Annotated in this window: 19 protein-coding genes and 1 pseudogene; 11 read left to right on the top strand and 9 right to left on the bottom strand. The window is 49.1% G+C overall.

The window, feature by feature from the left end; translation table 11 throughout:
* Nucleotides 1-11: 11 nt before the first annotated feature.
* The 5 genes from pyrI to argC all read right to left on the bottom strand — a co-directional run bounded on the left by pyrI (nucleotide 12) and on the right by argC (nucleotide 4,103).
* Nucleotides 12-476: an aspartate carbamoyltransferase regulatory subunit gene (pyrI, locus tag N5910_RS06295; protein WP_074359171.1), complete on the bottom strand. Its 465-nt coding sequence runs from the start codon at nucleotides 474-476 to the stop codon at nucleotides 12-14.
* 5 nt (nucleotides 477-481) lie between these two features.
* Nucleotides 482-1,690: a preprotein translocase subunit SecD gene (locus N5910_RS06290; protein ID WP_191216055.1), complete on the bottom strand. Its 1,209-nt coding sequence runs from the start codon at nucleotides 1,688-1,690 to the stop codon at nucleotides 482-484.
* Complete coding sequence (locus N5910_RS06285; protein WP_315901933.1) at nucleotides 1,687-2,520, bottom strand: protein translocase subunit SecF; 834 nt, start codon at nucleotides 2,518-2,520, stop codon at nucleotides 1,687-1,689. Before N5910_RS06285 ends, N5910_RS06290 begins: the two co-directional genes overlap by 4 nt.
* Before the next feature lie 13 nt (nucleotides 2,521-2,533).
* A complete protein-coding gene (locus N5910_RS06280; RefSeq protein WP_074359788.1) occupies nucleotides 2,534-3,028 on the bottom strand; it encodes a flavodoxin family protein in 495 nt (164 codons plus the stop codon).
* A 70-nt stretch (nucleotides 3,029-3,098) separates the two neighbouring features.
* Nucleotides 3,099-4,103 carry an N-acetyl-gamma-glutamyl-phosphate reductase gene (gene argC, locus N5910_RS06275; RefSeq protein WP_074359168.1) on the bottom strand — a complete coding sequence of 335 codons (1,005 nt, stop codon included), beginning with the start codon at nucleotides 4,101-4,103 and terminating at the stop codon, nucleotides 3,099-3,101.
* Between the two features lie 268 nt (nucleotides 4,104-4,371).
* Here argC and N5910_RS06270 point away from each other — a divergent pair, with 268 nt between their 5' ends.
* Together N5910_RS06270 and N5910_RS06265 are read left to right on the top strand one after the other, a co-directional pair.
* On the top strand, nucleotides 4,372-4,506 hold the full coding sequence (locus N5910_RS06270) for a hypothetical protein (RefSeq protein ID WP_255477750.1): 135 nt from the start codon (nucleotides 4,372-4,374) through the stop codon (nucleotides 4,504-4,506).
* Nucleotides 4,457-5,183, top strand: a pseudogene (locus tag N5910_RS06265) (transglutaminase-like domain-containing protein). Before N5910_RS06270 ends, N5910_RS06265 begins: the two are co-directional and overlap by 50 nt.
* A 47-nt stretch (nucleotides 5,184-5,230) precedes the next feature.
* On the opposite strand, the gene N5910_RS06255 reads toward N5910_RS06265, so the two are convergent.
* Both N5910_RS06255 and hisA read right to left on the bottom strand, forming a co-directional pair.
* Nucleotides 5,231-5,686 carry an adenylyltransferase/cytidyltransferase family protein gene (locus N5910_RS06255; protein ID WP_191216054.1) on the bottom strand — a complete coding sequence of 152 codons (456 nt, stop codon included), beginning with the start codon at nucleotides 5,684-5,686 and terminating at the stop codon, nucleotides 5,231-5,233.
* Between the two features lie 9 nt (nucleotides 5,687-5,695).
* Entirely contained in the window at nucleotides 5,696-6,448 is a 753-nt protein-coding gene (hisA, locus tag N5910_RS06250; RefSeq protein ID WP_261599429.1) for a 1-(5-phosphoribosyl)-5-[(5-phosphoribosylamino)methylideneamino]imidazole-4-carboxamide isomerase, read from the bottom strand.
* A gap of 181 nt (nucleotides 6,449-6,629) precedes the next feature.
* Here hisA and N5910_RS06245 point away from each other — a divergent pair, with 181 nt between their 5' ends.
* On the top strand, nucleotides 6,630-7,217 hold the full coding sequence (locus tag N5910_RS06245; protein ID WP_191216053.1) for a V4R domain-containing protein: 588 nt from the start codon (nucleotides 6,630-6,632) through the stop codon (nucleotides 7,215-7,217).
* An 8-nt stretch (nucleotides 7,218-7,225) separates the two neighbouring features.
* On the opposite strand, the gene N5910_RS06240 is transcribed toward N5910_RS06245, so the two are convergent.
* The gene (locus N5910_RS06240) at nucleotides 7,226-8,131 is read right to left on the bottom strand and encodes a DMT family transporter (RefSeq protein WP_191216052.1); all 906 of its coding nucleotides are present in this window, start codon (nucleotides 8,129-8,131) and stop codon (nucleotides 7,226-7,228) included.
* Between the two features lie 174 nt (nucleotides 8,132-8,305).
* Between N5910_RS06240 and truA the strand changes: the two genes are divergently transcribed.
* The 7 genes from truA to N5910_RS06205 all read left to right on the top strand — a co-directional run bounded on the left by truA (nucleotide 8,306) and on the right by N5910_RS06205 (nucleotide 15,990).
* Nucleotides 8,306-9,136 (top strand): tRNA pseudouridine(38-40) synthase TruA, encoded by an 831-nt coding sequence (gene truA / locus N5910_RS06235; protein ID WP_261599428.1) that lies wholly within the window; start codon nucleotides 8,306-8,308, stop codon nucleotides 9,134-9,136.
* A gap of 151 nt (nucleotides 9,137-9,287) precedes the next feature.
* Nucleotides 9,288-10,628 (top strand): DUF460 domain-containing protein, encoded by a 1,341-nt coding sequence (locus N5910_RS06230; RefSeq protein ID WP_261599427.1) that lies wholly within the window; start codon nucleotides 9,288-9,290, stop codon nucleotides 10,626-10,628.
* Nucleotides 10,629-10,649: 21 nt separating this feature from the next.
* Nucleotides 10,650-11,957, top strand: a complete 1,308-nt coding sequence (wecB, locus tag N5910_RS06225; protein ID WP_074359785.1) for a non-hydrolyzing UDP-N-acetylglucosamine 2-epimerase — start codon at nucleotides 10,650-10,652, stop codon at nucleotides 11,955-11,957.
* 16 nt (nucleotides 11,958-11,973) lie between these two features.
* Entirely contained in the window at nucleotides 11,974-13,269 is a 1,296-nt protein-coding gene (locus tag N5910_RS06220) for a nucleotide sugar dehydrogenase (protein WP_261599426.1), read from the top strand.
* Nucleotides 13,266-14,225, top strand: coding sequence for an ATP-grasp domain-containing protein (locus N5910_RS06215; RefSeq protein ID WP_261599425.1), 960 nt, complete (start codon nucleotides 13,266-13,268; stop codon nucleotides 14,223-14,225). The genes N5910_RS06220 and N5910_RS06215 overlap by 4 nt, the downstream gene beginning before the upstream one ends.
* A gap of 57 nt (nucleotides 14,226-14,282) precedes the next feature.
* A complete protein-coding gene (locus tag N5910_RS06210) occupies nucleotides 14,283-15,305 on the top strand; it encodes a hydantoinase/oxoprolinase family protein (RefSeq protein WP_074359162.1) in 1,023 nt (340 codons plus the stop codon).
* 37 nt (nucleotides 15,306-15,342) lie between these two features.
* Nucleotides 15,343-15,990: a hypothetical protein gene (locus N5910_RS06205; protein WP_261599424.1), complete on the top strand. Its 648-nt coding sequence runs from the start codon at nucleotides 15,343-15,345 to the stop codon at nucleotides 15,988-15,990.
* Nucleotides 15,991-16,104: 114 nt separating this feature from the next.
* Here N5910_RS06205 and N5910_RS06200 read toward each other — a convergent pair whose 3' ends face one another.
* A complete protein-coding gene (locus N5910_RS06200) occupies nucleotides 16,105-16,620 on the bottom strand; it encodes a CDP-2,3-bis-(O-geranylgeranyl)-sn-glycerol synthase (RefSeq protein WP_261599423.1) in 516 nt (171 codons plus the stop codon).
* Between the two features lie 156 nt (nucleotides 16,621-16,776).
* On the opposite strand from N5910_RS06200, the gene tes reads away from it, so the two are divergent.
* Nucleotides 16,777-18,261, top strand: coding sequence for a tetraether lipid synthase Tes (gene tes, locus N5910_RS06195; protein WP_074359160.1), 1,485 nt, complete (start codon nucleotides 16,777-16,779; stop codon nucleotides 18,259-18,261).

Raw genomic sequence — 18,261 nt, 5'->3', positions numbered from 1 at the left:
CTATCACTCTCCTAGAACTGTGATTCTATTTCATCACCCTCGATGATGCGTTCACAGTAATAACACCGCAGGGTCACGGGTTCCCTGGATGTGACATAGAAACGGTTCTCAACACCCTCATCACTGTTGGTTATACAGTTGGGGTTGGGGCACCTGAGTATCCCCCTGACCTCACTTAAAAGCCTTACCTTGGCCTTTTCAACTATTTTATAGTCCCTTATAATGTTTATGGTTGCCCTGGGTGCTATGAGGGCTATCTGATCCACTTCATCCGGTTTCAGTTCCCTGTTCTCTATCTTTACTATGTCCTTGGACCCCAGCTGGGATGAGTCCATGTTCATTGCAACGGTAACCCTGCTCCTTCCATCGGGAAGACCCAGTATGTTAAGGACGTTGAGGGCCCTGTTTGCGGTTATATGGTCAATGACGGTGCCGTTTTTTATGGGTTTAACCCGGAGTTCAACTGGTTTTTTCATTTTGATTACCTTCTCCCCACATTGAAGATTTCAATGAACTTTGCATAAACCGGCCTTGTGATGAATACGCCTATAAGCACACCTATGACCGTGGTGAAGGCGAAACCTGCAAGGAGACCTATACCTGTGGCACCCCTTGAGAACCCGACGTAGGCCAGGGGCAGCATGGCAGCTATAAGGGTGCCGGCGGATGCGAATATTATGAAGAAGGCGTCCTTTATCCGGAACTTCCTCCGGGTCCTCCTGCCATCACCTGCAAGGACCTCATCGGTCATTATGATCTGGTCATCCACACCGGTACCTATAACTGCAAGTATACCTGCTATGGCTGCAAGGTCTATGTTCCACCTTATCACGGCGGCCACACCCAGTGTCAGTATGACCTCGGCCAGTGCCGTGAAGAATATTGGCAGAACAAGGATGGGGGTCCTGTAATGTATTATGAGGATTGCCACGATTGCGAGGATGGCGAGCAAGCCTGCGATGAGGGCGCCCCTCACGAACTGGTCTCCGAGCTCTGCTGATACACTGCTCACACCAACTATCCTTACCTTGACGGGAAGAGCCCCTGATTTCAGCAGGGTCTCAATCTCCTTTGCCTGGGCCTCGGCCTCGGCCCTGCTGTTCTCAGCCCCGGTTATCATGACGTCTGTTGTGGGCCTTCCTGTTGCAACCTCTGCCGAGATCTCGGGTGATGTTATAAGCCTGTCGTCAAGGTACATGTTAACTGGCTGACCCGCTTTACCCCTCGCGGCCTCAGCAAACTTCTGGGCTCCTGATGTTGAAAGCTTGAAGGGGACCTCCCACTGTGTATCTGTGATTATGGGTGCCTGGACACTCACAATATCCTCACCGGTCAGCACGGTTTCATTGCCGATCTTGGCCTCAAATTTACCTGGAGTTCCAACTATCCTTGACACCTGGTCTGGCTGAACACCGGCGATTTCAACTATAACATTCTGATCACCGCTTGCACGGACCTTAACGTCCTTGACACCGAATATGTTAAGCCTCTTGTCAAGTACACTGATTACCGTGTTCATGGTTGCAGAGTCAACGGGTTTTTCAAGCTGTATCTGTATCAGTGACCCCCCGCGGAGGTCAAGTCCCTGCTGGATCCCAAGGGTTGATATTGCAGTGATGCTCCCTGCAACAAGGAGTATTAAAAGGATAACCTGGTAATCTTTAAGGAATTTTGAAACCTTCCTGTTCATGCTTTAGCCTCCAAGTACCACTTCAGAATTCCAAGGTTCATGAGCCAAGTTGTAAGGATGTCCCCTGCAAGGCCTATTATCAGGACCGCGGCGATGTTACTCAGAACCCTGGCCTCAGGTATGATGAATAAAGTGACAAGGTAGAGTGCTGTCATCGAGGCGATGGCCGTTATTGACATGGTAAGGCCGGTCTTCATGGCACCGAATGCCCTCCTGTTGATTTCACCCTTTCGCTGTTTAAGAAGCCTTGTTGTAAGGAGGATGTCTGTGTCCACACTGTAACCGATGAGCATAAGTATCGCACCAACCGATGCCAGTGAAAGGGGGATCCCGAAGACTGACATCCCACCGAGGGCTATTATTATGTCGGATACTGCTGCAAGGATAACGGCCACCGAGGGTATCGGGTCCCTGAAGATTATGAAGACGGTTATGGACATGAAGAGGAATGCGAAGCCTATGGCCCAGTAGATCTGGTTGAGCGCCTGTTTACTGAGCAGGGGACCAACAGACCTGTAACTGTTTATCTTCGCCACCCCATCCAGTGCATCGGTAACCTTCATGACATCCACACCGGTCCCGAACTGGACGGTGACCCTGTTACCTGCAGCTGAGATAACTTTAACATCATCCAGCCCCAGTTTTTCCTTAAGGATTGATTCAAGCTCCGCGTTACTTATACTCTTTTCCAGTGTCAGATCTGCGAGGGAACCCCCCCTTAGATCAACACTCTCATTGAGTCCGTTGAAGACCACGATGAGCAGTGCAATAACTGTGATTGCCACGGGTATTGCTATCAGCGGCCTGTATGATCTGAAGAGTTTATCCATCAAGCATATCACCCTAGGATTCATAGATGAGGAGGTCCTTTTCGGATATAACCCTTAAAGTGTCCTCCTTAACTTCAATGAGTTCTTTTCCACCGGTCTTTATCATGAAAGAGTTTATTATTCTGCCTCCACGGGCCCTTATCTTCTCGCCCATCCTCTCTATAACACCCTCGCCTCCCTGGCGGCTCATGGTTGTGAAGAGGATCACATCCTTACCCATAAAGTTGAGGGTGTCTATGAGGGTTATTACTGCAGGGGCGGGTTTACCGGCCCATGTGGGGGAACCAATGTATATGAGATCATAATCATCCATGTCCACCTTTCCGGGACTTATACGTGTTTTTGATTCCCTCATGGCATCTATTGATGATTTAAAGCTGCTTAGAAATCCTTCACGGTCTTTCAGATCTTTAATTTCTATTATGTCCGCTCCAAGTTCCTCTGCAAGTGTCCTTGCAACCATTGCAGTGTTACCTGTCCTTGAATAATATGTTATGCAGGTCTTCATCATATCACTCTGATCCATCAGCCATTAAAGGGCTTGGGCCTTATTTATAATATAATTTTCTGTCATATTATCACGGGTGCATTCCAGGGAAGTCAAGACCCTCAACCTCATTGAGTCCGCACATGATATTCATGTTCTGGACGGCCTGACCCGAGGCCCCCTTAACAAGGTTGTCTATGGCCGATACTATAACCGCCCTCTGGTTTTCATCAACCTCAAAGCAGCCTATATGACAGAAATTGGATCCCCTGACAGCACTTAACCTTGGGATGCCATCAACGACCCTTACGAATGGTTCCCCATCATAGAATCCCGTGAATATCTCCATCAGCTCATCACTTTCAAGGTCCTCCCTGAGGAAGGTGTGGGCTGAGGTGAGTATGCCCCTTGTTACGGGTACAAGGTGGGGTGTGAAGCTGAGCCTTACCGGGTTTATCCTTGAGAGTTCCTGCCTTATTTCAGGTGTGTGCCTGTGGCTCGTGACATTGTAGGGTATCACATTGTCGCTGCATTCAGGGTAATGGGTGAGTGATGTCGGCTTGACACCAGCACCGCTCACACCGGTCTTTGAATCGATGATGAAGGTGTCTGCGATTTTTTCATAGACAAGGGGGAGGCATGCCAGTATGGCCCCTGTTGGGAAGCATCCGGGATTTGCAACCAGCTGAGCCTTTCTGATTTTCTCCCTGTGGATCTCGGGAAGCCCGTATACCGCATCAAGGGGGTGCTCATGTTTCATGCCGTACCATTCCTCATAGACCCCGGTATCCTCAAAGCGGTAGTCTCCGCTGAGGTCCACCACCATGATGCCCCTTTCAATTATCTCGGGGACTATCTTCATGGATGCCCCGTGGGGCGTGGCCGTAAATATCACGTCCGCATCCATCCTCCCGGGGTCCATGTCCTGGAATTTAAGGTCAGTGTCCTGCAGGTGGGGGTGTACCCTTGAGACAGGAACACCGCTGTACTGCCTTGAAGTTGCATGGACGACCTCAACATCCCTGTGATTTTCAAGTAACCTTAAGAGTTCCCCGCCGGTGTATCCACTGGCTCCGATAATACCCACGCTGATCATATGCTAATCACCTTCACTTCAGTTAAGATAATATATTAATAACTATTAAATAGTGTTTCTGGATGTTTATAGTGTACGGTTCCTTTTCGATGTATTGTATTGAACATCATCTGGACCCTACCGTTAAAGGTATATTATATAGGGATTATTTAAAGGGCAAAAATTTATAAATGTGTGCACAGACATTTTTAGCTGATCATGAGGGGATTTCAAGTGACTTCCCTTCATGCATGGAGGCGGTAAAATTAAGCGTCACTCGATGTTTGCGATGCTGCTACTTCTTGCAGTGGCGGTATTGCCTGCCGGTGTAAGTGCCGTTGACTCAAACACAACGGCTTCAAATGTAACAGCAAATGCAACAAGTAAATCCGTTGCATCCAGCACATCAGCATCCGGTGGTTAACTACACATACAATGAATACGTGCCCTACAAGGTTAGGGTGAAGGTCTCCTACATGAAACCATATACTGTGAAGGTCAGGACCCCTGTTAAGACCTACTACTATAAGAAGGGTAAATACAGGGTCCGCTACGTCTACAGCTACAGCTATGTGACAAGGTACAGAAAGGACTATAAGTGGGTTACAGAGACCCGATACAAAAAGGTTTCAAGGGTTGGCTATGCTAAACTTGGGGATTACCTACAGGAAACAGATAACTGCCAGGTTTCAGATGATGAAATAGTTTCTTTAAGCCAGAGACTCACAGCTAACGCGACTTCAGTCTATGAGAAGGCTGTGAACATTTTCACCTATGTACGTGATAACACCGACTACAGTTTCTACTACAACACAAGGTACGGTGCCATCGGGACACTCAGGTACAGGACAGCCAACTGCTGTGACCACACACCTTCTGGTGGCTCTTTCAAGGGCTGCAGGGATACCCGCAAGGTACATGCATGGAAACTGTGTCTTCAGGAGCGGGAACACCTATGGGCATGTCTGGGGACAGCTGTATATCAATGGAAAATGGTATGATGCTGATGCAACAAGCTTCTCCAATACACTGGGATCAATAAAGAACTGGGACACTTCAAGCGTATTCATAAAGGGTGTTTATGCTGAATTACCCTTCTAAAATACACACCCCTTTATTTATTTTTAATGGTTTCTGAGTGCAGGAGTTTAACAGTTTCTGAGGGAGTTCTCATCAAAGTCCATGCTCCTGATTTTTTTGATTATCTTGCACGTGCTGTCAAGTTCTGATTTCAGGTATGCGCTGACCCGTTTAACCTCACATTCAAGTCCCCTTTTCCTCAGCTCATCCCTGAGTTCATCAACATCAAATTTCTGATCAGGGCCGATGGCAATGATGTCGGGTTTTATCCTGTGGACGATTTCAAACATGTCGGTTTCACTGCCAAGGTAGGCCTCATCAACGGGTTTAAGCATCCTTACAACTTCAAGTCTCTGCCTTTCACTGATTATAGGTGTTCTCTTACGTGCACGAACCGTTGAATCCCTTGCAAGGACCACAACGAGTTTAGCATCCCTTCCACCGAGTTTCTTTGCCTCCTCAAGGAAGAATCCATGGCCTGGATGGATTATGTCAAAGGTACCTGTAGCCATGACGGTCTTCATGAACCCACCTCATTCATCCCTGATACCCGGATCCTGGTACCTGAGGGCCTCCTGGAAGTCTATTTTTTTCCTGTAGATTGCGGAGCCAATAACAACCCCTGCAACACCTGTTCCACTTAAAAGTTCAATGTCTTTGATACTGCTGACCCCCCCGGAGTACACAACGGGTATTTCAATGGATTCAACAAGTTCAAGGACCGGTTTAACGTCAAAGCCCTTCAGAAGCCCTTCAAAGTCAACATTTGTAAAGAGTATGCTTCCGGCACCCTCCTCCTGGAGCCTTCCAGCCAGTTCCACGGGAGTGAAGGGGACCTTCTCTGTCCAGCCCTTTATCACGACCCTGGAGTCCCGGCTGTCGAGGGAGACCATTATGTGTTCGGATCCGTACTCTTCTGCAAGCTCCTTCACGGTCCCTGGTTTCTCAATGGCCATCGTCCCGATTATTATTCTTTCAAAGCCCATTTCAAGGAGTTTGCCTGCATAGTCACTGTCCCTTATACCTCCACCAACCTGAAGGGGCACAGAAACCCTTTCCACTATCTCCTCAAGGATGTCGGTATTCTTATCTGAGCCGAGGGCACCGTCAAGGTCCACGACGTGAATGGTCTCCGCACCGAGGGACTCCCATTTCTCTGCAACAGAGGCAGGATCATCAATCACCACCTGCTCTGTTCCGGGCTTTCCCTGCACAAGCTGAACGCATTTCATGTTTTTGATATCCACAGCGGGTATTATAAGCATTCTGTCTTTCTGAAAACTCATCCTATCACTGCCACCATTACTTTTAGGGTTAGGTTCACACCCTACATCCATGAGCATAACCAGATGAAAAGATATTTAGGAATCCATAGGATAAATATAACAGTAGAGATATGTGGGTGGAAACTGCTGAAGGCAGGATCATCAATGTGATAAATGTAACAGTAGATGCAGGGGACGCACCATGCAGGGGTTAAGGGGGATAATTTCACACTACCGTAAACTTTCAGACAGGGAGATAATGGCTGAAACCTCCAACGGCATCCTTATGGGTCCCAGGAAACCATTAAAGGATAAAATAGAGTTCAAAGACCTTATGAAGCCAGAGAGGAACTTCTTTTCAGAATCGGAACATGATGCTGATTATGTCTCAAGCTTCCGGTTCGGACACTTCAACATTCCGGACATAATTGCAGGATCCGCCAGGGGGGTCTCCTACATTGGAGGGATGAACCTCGGTTCAGGTCTTATCAGGGAGGGACTCGTGGATGACCTGGAATCCCTCAGGGATTTCATGGTTGAAAAGAAACTGGGGATCCTGGATGTTGTCTCCAGGGAGGAGGATGAACACCTCAGGATGGATGTGAGGGTCTATGAGTGCATAGAGTGTTCGGGCCTTCCAAACATCGGGAGACCTATCTGTTTCTTTGAAGCGGGTATTATCAGCGGCGCCCTCTCAGAGATCCTTGGTTTAAGGGTTGATGCCTATGAAAGGCGCTGCTGGACCAATGGATACTCCTTCTGCCAGTTCGATGTCGTTGCCGAACCATGATCATTTCATTATCTACCATTCCAGTAGAGTATGAATACACCTGCCAGCATCACAGCCCCTGAGATACCATCCAGGACTGTTAATGGCTCCTGGAGTATGATGGCTGCGAATATGGCTCCAAAGAGTGAGGATAATGGAAAAAGAGCCCCCACCATTGATGCGCCAAGCTCCCTTATTGCAGTGTAGATCAGTATAAATGAGCAGCCAATACTGAATACAGCCACGGCGAGTGCATATGGAACCATATGCAGGGGCATTCCAGGGTTAAAACCAAGGAGGGGGATAAGGAGCAGGAGTATAACTCCGCCAAAGAGGCTTTTAATTCCAGATACGAGTACCAGATCCCTCTTTTTACTTAAGAATTTACTGAGAACGGTGTCAAGGCTCCAGAAAAAGGCAGCCCCGATAACAAGGATATCACCCATCAGGATCATGTCGACATGGGGGATGTGGCCATCCGTTACGAGGAGCACTGCACCGGTTATAATAAGTAATATGCCTGTGATATCCTTTGACCTGAGCACCTCCCTGAAGATGATGTAACCCAGGATGATTATGAACAGGACCTCAACGTTCAGAAGAAGTGATGCATTAACCGCCGTTGTATCGTTAAGACCATTGAGGAAGATTATGGGGGCAATCACCGTTCCAAGGAGGGAAGTGATAAATAGTACAGCATAGTCCCTTCTGGTGATATCACTTTCTGAAAGGGTTTCACTGTTGAGTATGCTGATTATACGCTCACCGAGGGGAGACTGCCGGACTGAAAACAGGAATAAACCTGCAATGATGTAGGTGTAGGCTCCAATAGTGACAGGGTGCATCTCAGAGAGCATGATCTTGTCAAGGGTTGCTGAAATCCCAAAGAAAATCGTTGCAGTGATGATACTCAGATAGCCCCATAGACGTTTCATTATAACACCCCATCATCCCATACTGTAACTTGATGTTCAGGTGTCAGCTTCAGATAACATGGAGATTTGTACAGTAGGAGATTACCGTTTACATGTTGGACCACATACTGTTATTAGTTATTGCCCTATAAAATCTGATCCATATGCTACATCAATTATAGGAGGGTGACCTGTATGAGGAAGATACTCTTGAGGGTTGCATACATCGGGACAGGTTATCATGGATTTCAGAGACAGCCAGATGTGCCGACAGTAGAAGAGAAGCTCCTGGACGCCCTTAAAGAGGCGGGTCTCATTGAGGGCCCCTGGGATTCGCGCTTCCAGATAGCTGGAAGAACAGACAGGGGTGTTCATGCCCTAGGGAATTACGTGACCTTTTTCACAGAGGAGGATGTGAGGGTTAACCAGATAAACGACCTTCTACCTGCAGATATAAGGGTGCTTGCATGGGCCTCAGTAATGTACCCCTTCAAGGTCAGGTACCCCCTGGAGAGACATTACAGGTACATCCTCCACAGGGACCATGTAGAGAAGCTTGATGCAATGATGGAGGCTGCAGGGTACTTCAGGGGGACCCATGAGTTCAGCAACTTCTCCAAGAGGTCTGAAAGGAACCCTGTGAGGAAGGTTAATGATGTCAGAGTATCATCCTCTGGGGAGGCGGTAGTCATCGATGTTTACGGTGAGAGTTTCCTCTGGCAGATGGTCAGGAAGATGGTCAGCGTACTTTTAAGGGTCTCAGGTGGTGAAATGTCACCTGAAGAGGTGGCTTCACTCCTCGATACAGAGGAGCGAATATTCATAGAACCTGCACCGCCGGGGAACCTCATACTAATGGACATGAAGTACGGGGTTAAGATAAAGCTCCGCCACGATGAATATGCAATCAAGAGGTTCATGTCACAGCTTGAAGCAGAATTCATGGAATACCGGGACATGTCCATGGTAAGGGGCGCAATGCTTGATGCTGCAGGGGAACTAAAGCAGATGTTACCTGAAGATTAACCCAATCAGGAATCATGGAAGTGAATGTACCTCTCCGGAAGTGTTTGTGTATCTGGAACTCTAAATGTTGGTGTGGGTTTCTCTGCGGAGTCTTTGTGTGTCCCGAAACTCTAAATATTTTATTGGACAGAGTATCATTCACAAGCACAGCATGGAAATATTATGGAGGAGTAATAAGCTGCAGGATAAAGGCCCTGAAAGATTTGAAAATGGAAAACCCTTCATCATTGCAGGCATCGACCCGGGACTCACGGTCGGACTTGCAATAATTGACCTCAGGGGCAGGCTGCTCTACCTGGGGAGCATGAAGGAGGCCTCAAGATCGGATATTATAAACAGGATAATAGAGCATGGAAGGGCGATCGTGGTGGCATCAGACGTCCACCCGGCCCCTGAAGCCGTTAGAAGGATAGCTTCAATGCTCAATGCAAAACTTTGCACTCCTGAAAGGGTCCTGACGATATCATTCAAGAACGAGCTTGTATCGGAGTTCCTGAGCGACTCAGAATCCACCCCTGAGAACTCCCATGAAAGGGATGCCCTTGCAGCAGCGGTAAGGGCCTACAGGCACCATGAAATGAAACTCAGGCAGATCGAAAAAAAACTTGAGGATCTGGATATAGGTGAGGCTGATGAACTGAAGATCAAGGGCCTTGTTATAACAGGTAAACCGGTAGCAGAGGCCATAAAGCTTGTAACCGACAAGCAGGAACCCGTGGAGGTTATCAGGGAGCAGGCGGGGGAAAAACCAGAGGCTGACATAGATAAACTTAAAAGGACCCTGAGGACCCAGAGGTCAACCATAAAGCACCAGAGGCTGCTTATCGAGAAACTTGAAAATGAAAACAGGTCACTCAAAAAGAGGATCCGGGAACTGAGGGATGAGAAGTCAAGGCTGAAGTCAAAGCTTGATAGACTCCACTATGAATACTCAAGGGACCTTCTACTGAACAGGGAACTTTCCCATAAGCTCAAGGTCATAGACAAGCTCCAGAAGAAGTACAATGAGGAAAAATCCAGGAGGATGGCCCTTGAAAGGAACCTGGACTCTCTCCTTAGGATAAGGGACATGGAGTTTTCACCTGATAAAACACCGGTCAAGATAATTGACACCTTCACAAGGGACGGGATCAGGAGGGCATGCTCGAAGTGGAAGATAAAGAGGGGTGACGTCCTCCTCCTGCGAAGCCCGGAGGGTGGAGGTTCACAGACAGCAAGCATACTGCGGGATATAGGTCCAAGGGCAATAATCACAGAGGATAAAATGTCACACCAGGCCCTTGAGGTCCTTGAAGACGGCGATATCCCTGTAATATCTGCCAGATCAATCGATGTAGAAATATACAACGACTTCGGTTCGGTCAGAACTCAAGATTTAAATACTGAAATAAAAAAATGGAAAAACAGATTGAATGAAAAGAGAAAGAAAAGGGAAGAAGAAGAGCTACTTAAACTGATAGATCAGTACAGGGCTCAGAGAAGGAGAAAATAAAAAATGCATGATGTGATTGACATGAAGATAGCTGTTGTTCTTGGAACAAGACCCGAAATAATCAAGATGGCGCCGGTCATAGATGAAATCAGGAGGCGCGGCCTTGAATTCACACTCATCCATACAGGTCAGCACTATGACCATGAAATGTCTGACCAGTTCTTCATCGACCTTGAACTCCCATCACCTCACCACAATATAGGGGCCGGGTCAGGGAGCCATGGTGAAATGACTGCAGAGATGCTCAGGGGCATAGAGGAGGTCCTTGCAGAGGAAGAACCTGACATAGTAATGGTCCAGGGGGACACCAACGCGGTACTTGCAGGTGCCCTTGCAGCGGTGAAACTCCACATCCCGGTGGGGCATGTTGAAGCTGGCCTCAGATCCTTTGACAGGACCATGCCAGAGGAGATAAACAGGATGGTTGCAGATGCCTGCTCAAAACTCTACTACGTCCCGACTGAGGAATCAGGCATAAACCTCCTCATGGAGGGCGCTGACCCGGATAACGTCTTCATAACAGGGAACACCGTGGTCGATGCATGTTTAAGGAACATTGAAATCGCCTCCAGGAGTTCAGAGGTCCTTTCAGGATTTCAGGATGATGAGAAGCTGGTGGTGCTCACCCTCCACAGGGCAGAGAATGTTGATAACCCTGAGAGGCTCAGATCGATCATTGAGGCTGTCCTTGAACTCAGGGAATTCAGGATAGTATTCCCTGTCCATCCAAGGACAAGGAAGAACCTTGAGGAGCAGGGACTCTACAGGAAGCTCATGGAGGCTGACCATGTCTCCATCCATAAACCCATGGGTTACCTTGACTTCCTTCTCCTGCTCTCAAACTCATTCATGATCCTGACTGACTCAGGGGGGCTCCAGGAGGAGGCCATAACATTCAATGTACCCTGCCTGACACTCAGGTACAACACAGAACGTCCCGAGACCGTTGATGCAGGGGGCAACATCCTAGTGGGAGCAGACAGGGATAGAATCATATCAACGGCCAGGAAGATACTGGAGGACCCTGAATTCAGGGACAGGATGATGGAGGCTGATAACCCCTACGGTGATGGTCACGCATCAGAGAGGATACTTGATGAAACCATTAGGCTTTACAGGGAGGGAAGACTTGGAATGGAGCCTCCCCGTGAGGTTACAGGGTCTTTCAGGAGGAAACTTGTCCGGGTTGATGAGGACGTCACGGCAGGAGAATTCAGAAGGAGACATGATGCGGTTATAAGGATGATATACGATTGTGAGGGGGAACCCGTTTTCCCTGCTGAAGGGGTGAACCTTAGGGGAACCCATGTCCTTATTGAGACACGATAATCAGGGAGGTATTATCTTGGATGATTACAGGATAGCAGTATTCGGACTGGGCCACATAGGTCTTCCAACGGCAGCACTATTTGCAAGGGCAGGATTCAATGTCACTGGTGTTGATATAAACAGTGAGACCGTTGAAAAGGTGAACATTGGAAGATCACCCGTAATGGAGCCCGGACTGGAGGAACTCGTCATGGAAGTCGTTGGAATGGGGAGGCTCCAGGCGACCACAGATTGTGCTGGGGCTGCAAGAAAATCAAATGTCATGATAGTCGTTGTACCCACACCCGTAAACAGTGATAAAACCTCAGACCTCTCCGCGGTCATATCAGCAGCCGAGACCATCTCAAAGGGTCTTAAAAAAGGGGATCTTGTTATAGTGGAGAGCACGGTGCCCCCTGGCGCATGTCAGGAGGTCGTACTGCCCATACTTGAAAGTACGGGTCTCAGGGTTTCAGAGGACTTCGGCCTTGCCTACACACCGGAAAGGGCCCTCCCCAACAACACCCTCTATGAAATGCAGCACAATGCAAGGGTGATAGGAGGGATTGACAGGAAGAGTTCTGAGAGGGCGGCTGAACTCTACAGGAGGATGACCTCGGGTGAGGTGATAATTGTTGATGATATAATGACAGCTGAGATGGTTAAGCTCATGGAGAACACCTACAGGGACACCAACATCGCCCTTGCAAATGAACTGGCCGTCATATGCGAGGCCCTTGGCGTGGATGCCATAAGGGCAATAGAGGCAGCCAACCACCACCCCAGGGTCAACATACACACACCGGGTCCGGGAGTGGGCGGCCACTGCCTCTCAATAGACCCCTACTTCATAGTTGAAATGGCCGAGAGAAGGGGTGCCGAGGCCCGCCTTATAAGGACAGCCAGGGAGGTCAATGAATCAATGCCCTTCCATGTCCTTGAAATCATCAGGGATGCCCTTAAGGCTGCAGGCAAGGATCTTAGGGGTTCAAGCGTCGGTGTGCTTGGAGTTGCATATAAGGGTGATGTTGCGGATGCAAGGGAGACGCCATCAAAGCCACTTGTAGCATCACTGCTTGCAGAGGGCGCTGAGGTACTTGTAAATGACCCCCATGTTAACCCTGAATTTATAAGATCCATGGGTGCCGAGCCCGTCACCCTTGAGGAGGCCCTTGACTCGGACTGCGCCGTCCTGATGACGGACCACAGCGAATACCTTGATATAACCCCCGAAATGATAAAGGGGGGAATATTCATATGCACAAGGCCCGTGCTGGACCCTGAAAGGTTCAGGGAGGCTGGTATAACCTTCAGGGGTGTGGGGCGTCCTTGAAGCTCCTTGTATTTGAATACGCCACAGCCTCAGGTATTGATGACCCTGAGATATTCCCTGAGGGGAAATCAATGCTCGAGGCCCTTCTTGCAGACTTCAGTGAGTTTGATGTGGAGTTCCTGCTCTCGGAGAGGTTCTCTGACATTGAACTGAAATCACCCTTCAGTCCGGTACTCATCGACACCCCCATTGATGCATGGCTCAGGGAGAACCTTGAAGGCTTCGATGCATGCATATTCATAGCCGCTGAGGAGGACATGGAACTTTACAGGCTGACAAGGATCATTGAAGACTCAGACGTGCTTCTCCTGGGATCGGACTCGGAGGCTGTGCGATTGTGCTCGGATAAATCAGAGACCTTCAGGGTGCTCAGGGGAAAGGTGCCGCTTCCAGAGACCTACGGTGCAGATGATCTCGGTGAAGTGGACTCCAGGGTCATAGTGAAACCATCCGATGGAGTAGCATGCCAGGGCATAAGGATACTTGAACCTGGAGAAGGGATCGATGTCCAGGATAACATGATAATCCAGGAGTTCATTGAGGGGGAGGCTGTGAGCGTCAGTCTGCTGGCAGATGGCAGGAGGGCGCTGCCCTTCAGCCTTAATAAACAGAACATCATCATGAATAACGGTTCACTGGAGTATGATGGTGGATACACACCCATGGACCATGAGATGATGGAGGAGGCCTTCAGGGTGGCCGCCAGGGCGGTCGAGTCAATAGGGGGTCTGAGGGGATACGTTGGAGTTGACCTTATCCTTGCAGACAGGCCATACCTTATTGAGATAAACTCAAGGATAACAACACCCTACATAGGCCTCAGAAGACTCACTGACAGGAACATGGGGCGCATGATAATCGATGCTGCAGGGGGCAGGCTCCCTGATAGGGTTGAGCTCAGGGGAAGAGCATCATTCAGGAAGGGACCCTCAGGGATGCTGGTCCGTGTTGAATAGATGAATCAGGCTTAAACTGGAACCTGGAATTTTATGACATAATATTGGGTTGATTTCATGAAGATCGCCGGATTTGATATTGGAGGAGCAAACACTGACATGGCCATAATAGAATTTGGCAGTGATGGTGAGATGGAGAAGGTGAGGGTGGACTTCAGGTACCTCCCGATGTGGCTTAAGAAGGATGAACTCTCAGAAACACTCCTGGAGATGGTTGGAGATGACATCCAGGACCTTGACGGTGTTGGGGTGTCAATGACAGCAGAACTGGTTGACGCCTACCCGAGCAAGGCTATGGGCGTTATCGACATCGTTGACAGGGTTGAGGGGACCTTCGATGTGCCGGTGGCCTACGTGAGCCTATCAGGCATGGTTGATGCTGAGGGGGCGGTTTCAGACCCCATGAACATCGCAGCGGCGAACTGGGTTGCCACCTCCCAGATAGCCTCTGCAATGAGCAGCGACTGTATAATGGTTGATGTGGGCAGCACGACAACAGACATAATACCGATAAAGGACGGCTTCGAGGCTGCGAAGGGACGGAACGACCTTGAAAGACTCGGAACAGGTGAACTGGTCTACACGGGGACCCTGAGGAGCAACGTGGCAACCATAGTTGACAGGGTCCCCCTGGGGGAGAGATGGTTCAGGGTTTCCTCCGAACTCTTCGCCATCACGGCTGATGTGCACAGGGTCCTGGGAAACATCAGGGAGGAGGACTACACCTGCAGCACGCCTGATGGTGCGGGCAGATCCCTTGAGGACTGCATGCTGAGGATCGCAAGGGTCCTCTGCGCGGACCTTGACCTGCTCCAGCCAGAGGAGATCCTTGAAGTATCGGAGTACATATACCATCAGCAGATACTCAGGATAGCGGAGGGGATTGCAGAGGTATCGGAACGTGAAAACCTTGAGGAGGTCATAGCCACTGGCCTTGGAATGAACGTCCTTGCTAAAAGGGCTGCTGAGGTACTTGAACTTGACTGCAGGACCATGGACGAGTTCCTGACTGAAGCGGAATGTGTTGTGGCCCCAGCCGTCGGCACAGCCCTTCTGATGGAGGATTACCTCCAGGACTGATTTGGATGGGAGGTCAGGTTTGAAGCACTTAAAAATTTTGATCTTCATCATTTTACTGTTACTGGCACCCCTTGTCCTGATGAACCTTTCAGATCACAGCCTCATAGGAGAGGATGGTAGGGGATACGTTACAAGGGATATTTATGCCCATTACGGTGATAGGGACCTGAAAATAGCTGTTGTGACAGGGATACACCCGCGGGAGACTGTTTCCATTGCACCGGTCCAGTGGGCTTCAAGGGTATTCGCCCTCCTACCTGTTGAGGTTGTGCTCTACACCATAGTAGTTGAGGACAGCCCCATGGATTTCAGCAGGGGAAGGGCCAACGGGGAGGGCCTTGCAGCCACCTACATACTCCAAGATATAAAGGGATCTGACTGTGACCTTGTCATAATCGCCCACGCCCATAAACCCGGTTATGGTGAGGGCTTCTACGTTGCAACCCCCCAGATGGACGCCGCATCAGTGGAGATCGCGCGGAGGCTTGAGGGGGCTGGATTCAACTATTACCCTGTCCCATCAGGGACACGTTACAGGAGTTCATCCGGGAGGCTATTCTCAAGGCCCCTTGCAGCCGCAGGCTACCCCACCCTGGTCTATGAGGTCCCTGAGTGGTCTTCATCATGGGAGGTGTTCATGAAGACACTTAAACTCCTCATGGTCTCGGGTGAGGACCTTAAATGATGCCCAGTTCCAGTTTTTGAGCCGGAACCCTTATCCCCTTAATCTCGAGGGGGCTGATGTTAAATGTAAAAAGGAACTGATGGTCTGCTGAAGAGAATCATGGCTGAAGGTTCTTCAGTACCAGACATCCTTCATACCCATGAGGTATGCTACTATATTGGCTGAAAGGTGAAGCACCACGGTGATTACCATTATAAGGACGATATAATATAGCGGGAGGTTTACGAGGGGTGAGACAAGCAATAGGGCCCCGAATACAAAATCAAGCTGGTCAAGGATGGGGGCGGGACGCCCTCTCTCTATACCAATCCTCCTTTTAATGAAACTTCCAGCAGCATCACCCAGAAGGGCTCCAAGGCCAAGTAGCAGACCAGTAAGTGCACCTGCAAGCACCGAACCTGAGATGAAACCCTGAAGTCCTCCCACAATTAGACCTACACATGTCCCTGCACCTGTACCCCTCCAGGTTGCCCCGTCTCCTATGAGACGCTTGCCATCGGCAAGGGCGACCCCCATATCAAGGGGTTTACCCCCACCAAAGACAAGGGCACTCATATTGGCCAGGTAGGCCGGCAGCATAAAATATATTACATGGAGAACATCTATAATATTGATGATATCGGTATTCAAAGCTACACCTCACATAAATTTTATTAGGATCATCGTAAAAACACCATTAGGTATCAGTTTAGAGACTATGAATCTGTAATTTCACAGATCAGCTATATAATCTTTGCCGATGGAAATTGATGATTTTTTGATACTCAGATTAAACAGGTGACTGTTGTGGTAATAAAGAAAACAAAGAGCCTATGCCCCGAATGCCTCAGACCGGTTGATGCAGAGGTCCTTGAGGAAGAGGGCAGGGTTCTTATAAGAAAGGAATGCCCGGAACATGGAGACTTTGAAAATGTTTACTGGAGCAATTCCAAGATTTACAGGAAGGCAGAAGAATACGATGAGGAGGGTGAAGGCCTCTTAAATCCACAGACAGACCCCCTGAAGGGCTGCCCCCTTGACTGTGGGCTCTGCCCGGAACATAAGAGTCACACGGTCCTTGGTCTTATTGATGTCACCAATCGATGCAATCTTAAATGTCCCATCTGTTTTGCCAATGCAGCCGTGTCAAATTACCTCTATGAACCGGAATACGAAGAAATAAGGGAAATGCTTCGCAACCTTCGAAGGAACAGGCCGGTCCCGACACCTGCGATCCAGTACGCCGGAGGAGAGCCCACGGTAAGGAAGGACATAGTCGACCTTGTGAAACTCGCAAGGGAAGAGGGATTCACACATGTCCAGATAGCCACAAACGGCGTGAGACTTGCAAGGAAGCCCGAACTAGCCGCTGAACTCAGGGAGGCAGGACTCAACACGGTTTACCTCCAGTTTGATGGTGTCACAGAGGAGCCCTACATCGTATCAAGGGGTAAGAATCTTCTTCCACTGAAGCTGCAGGCCATAGAGAACTGTAGAAAGGCAGGGCTAGGGATAGTACTTGTGCCAACCCTGGTAAGGGGCCTTAACGATGACCAGGTCGGGGACATCATACGCTTTGCAGTTGATAACATAGACATAATAAGGGGTGTTAACTTCCAGCCAGTGTCCTTTGCAGGAAGAACACCCGCCGACAGGGTGGAGGAGCAGAGGATAACAATACCCGACTTCCAGAAACTTGTAGAGGCCCAGACAGGCTCAGAAATAGCAGTCGATGACTTCTACCCGGCATCATCTGTACGTCCCATATCTGATTTCGTAGCTGCAATTGAGGGAGAACCCCAGGTTACATTCACATGCCACCAGCACTGTGGAACAGCGACCTACATATTCATAGAGGATGACAGGATAATCCCAATAACAAGGTTCATTGACGTTGACAGGTTCTTCGAGGTCCTTGAAAAGGGTAAAGAGGAGATTGAGAAGGGAGGAATAGCTGCAAAGGCGAAGGTAATTGCAAGGTCAACCATTGAACTCCCGAAGACCCTTGACAAATCAAGGGCACCTGAATCAGTGGATATAAAGAGCATACTCACATCAATCTTCAGGGAGAGGTCCTACAGCGCCCTCGGCGAATTCCATTACAACACCCTCCTGATTTCCTGCATGCACTTCATGGACCCATGGAACTTTGACATAGAGCGGGTTAGAAGGTGCGTGATTCACTATGCACTTCCAGATGGAAGAATAGTCCCCTTCTGTACAATGAACTCCATACACAGGCAAAAGGTTGAGAGGCAGTTTGCAAAACCCTTAAAACCATCAGACAATTAG

The sequence above is a fragment of the Methanothermobacter wolfeii genome (assembly GCF_025397995.1).
Classification (GTDB): Archaea; Methanobacteriota; Methanobacteria; order Methanobacteriales; family Methanothermobacteraceae; genus Methanothermobacter; species Methanothermobacter wolfei.
The sequence above is the reverse complement of the archived record's forward strand: the minus strand, read 5'-3'. Positions and strand labels throughout refer to the sequence as shown.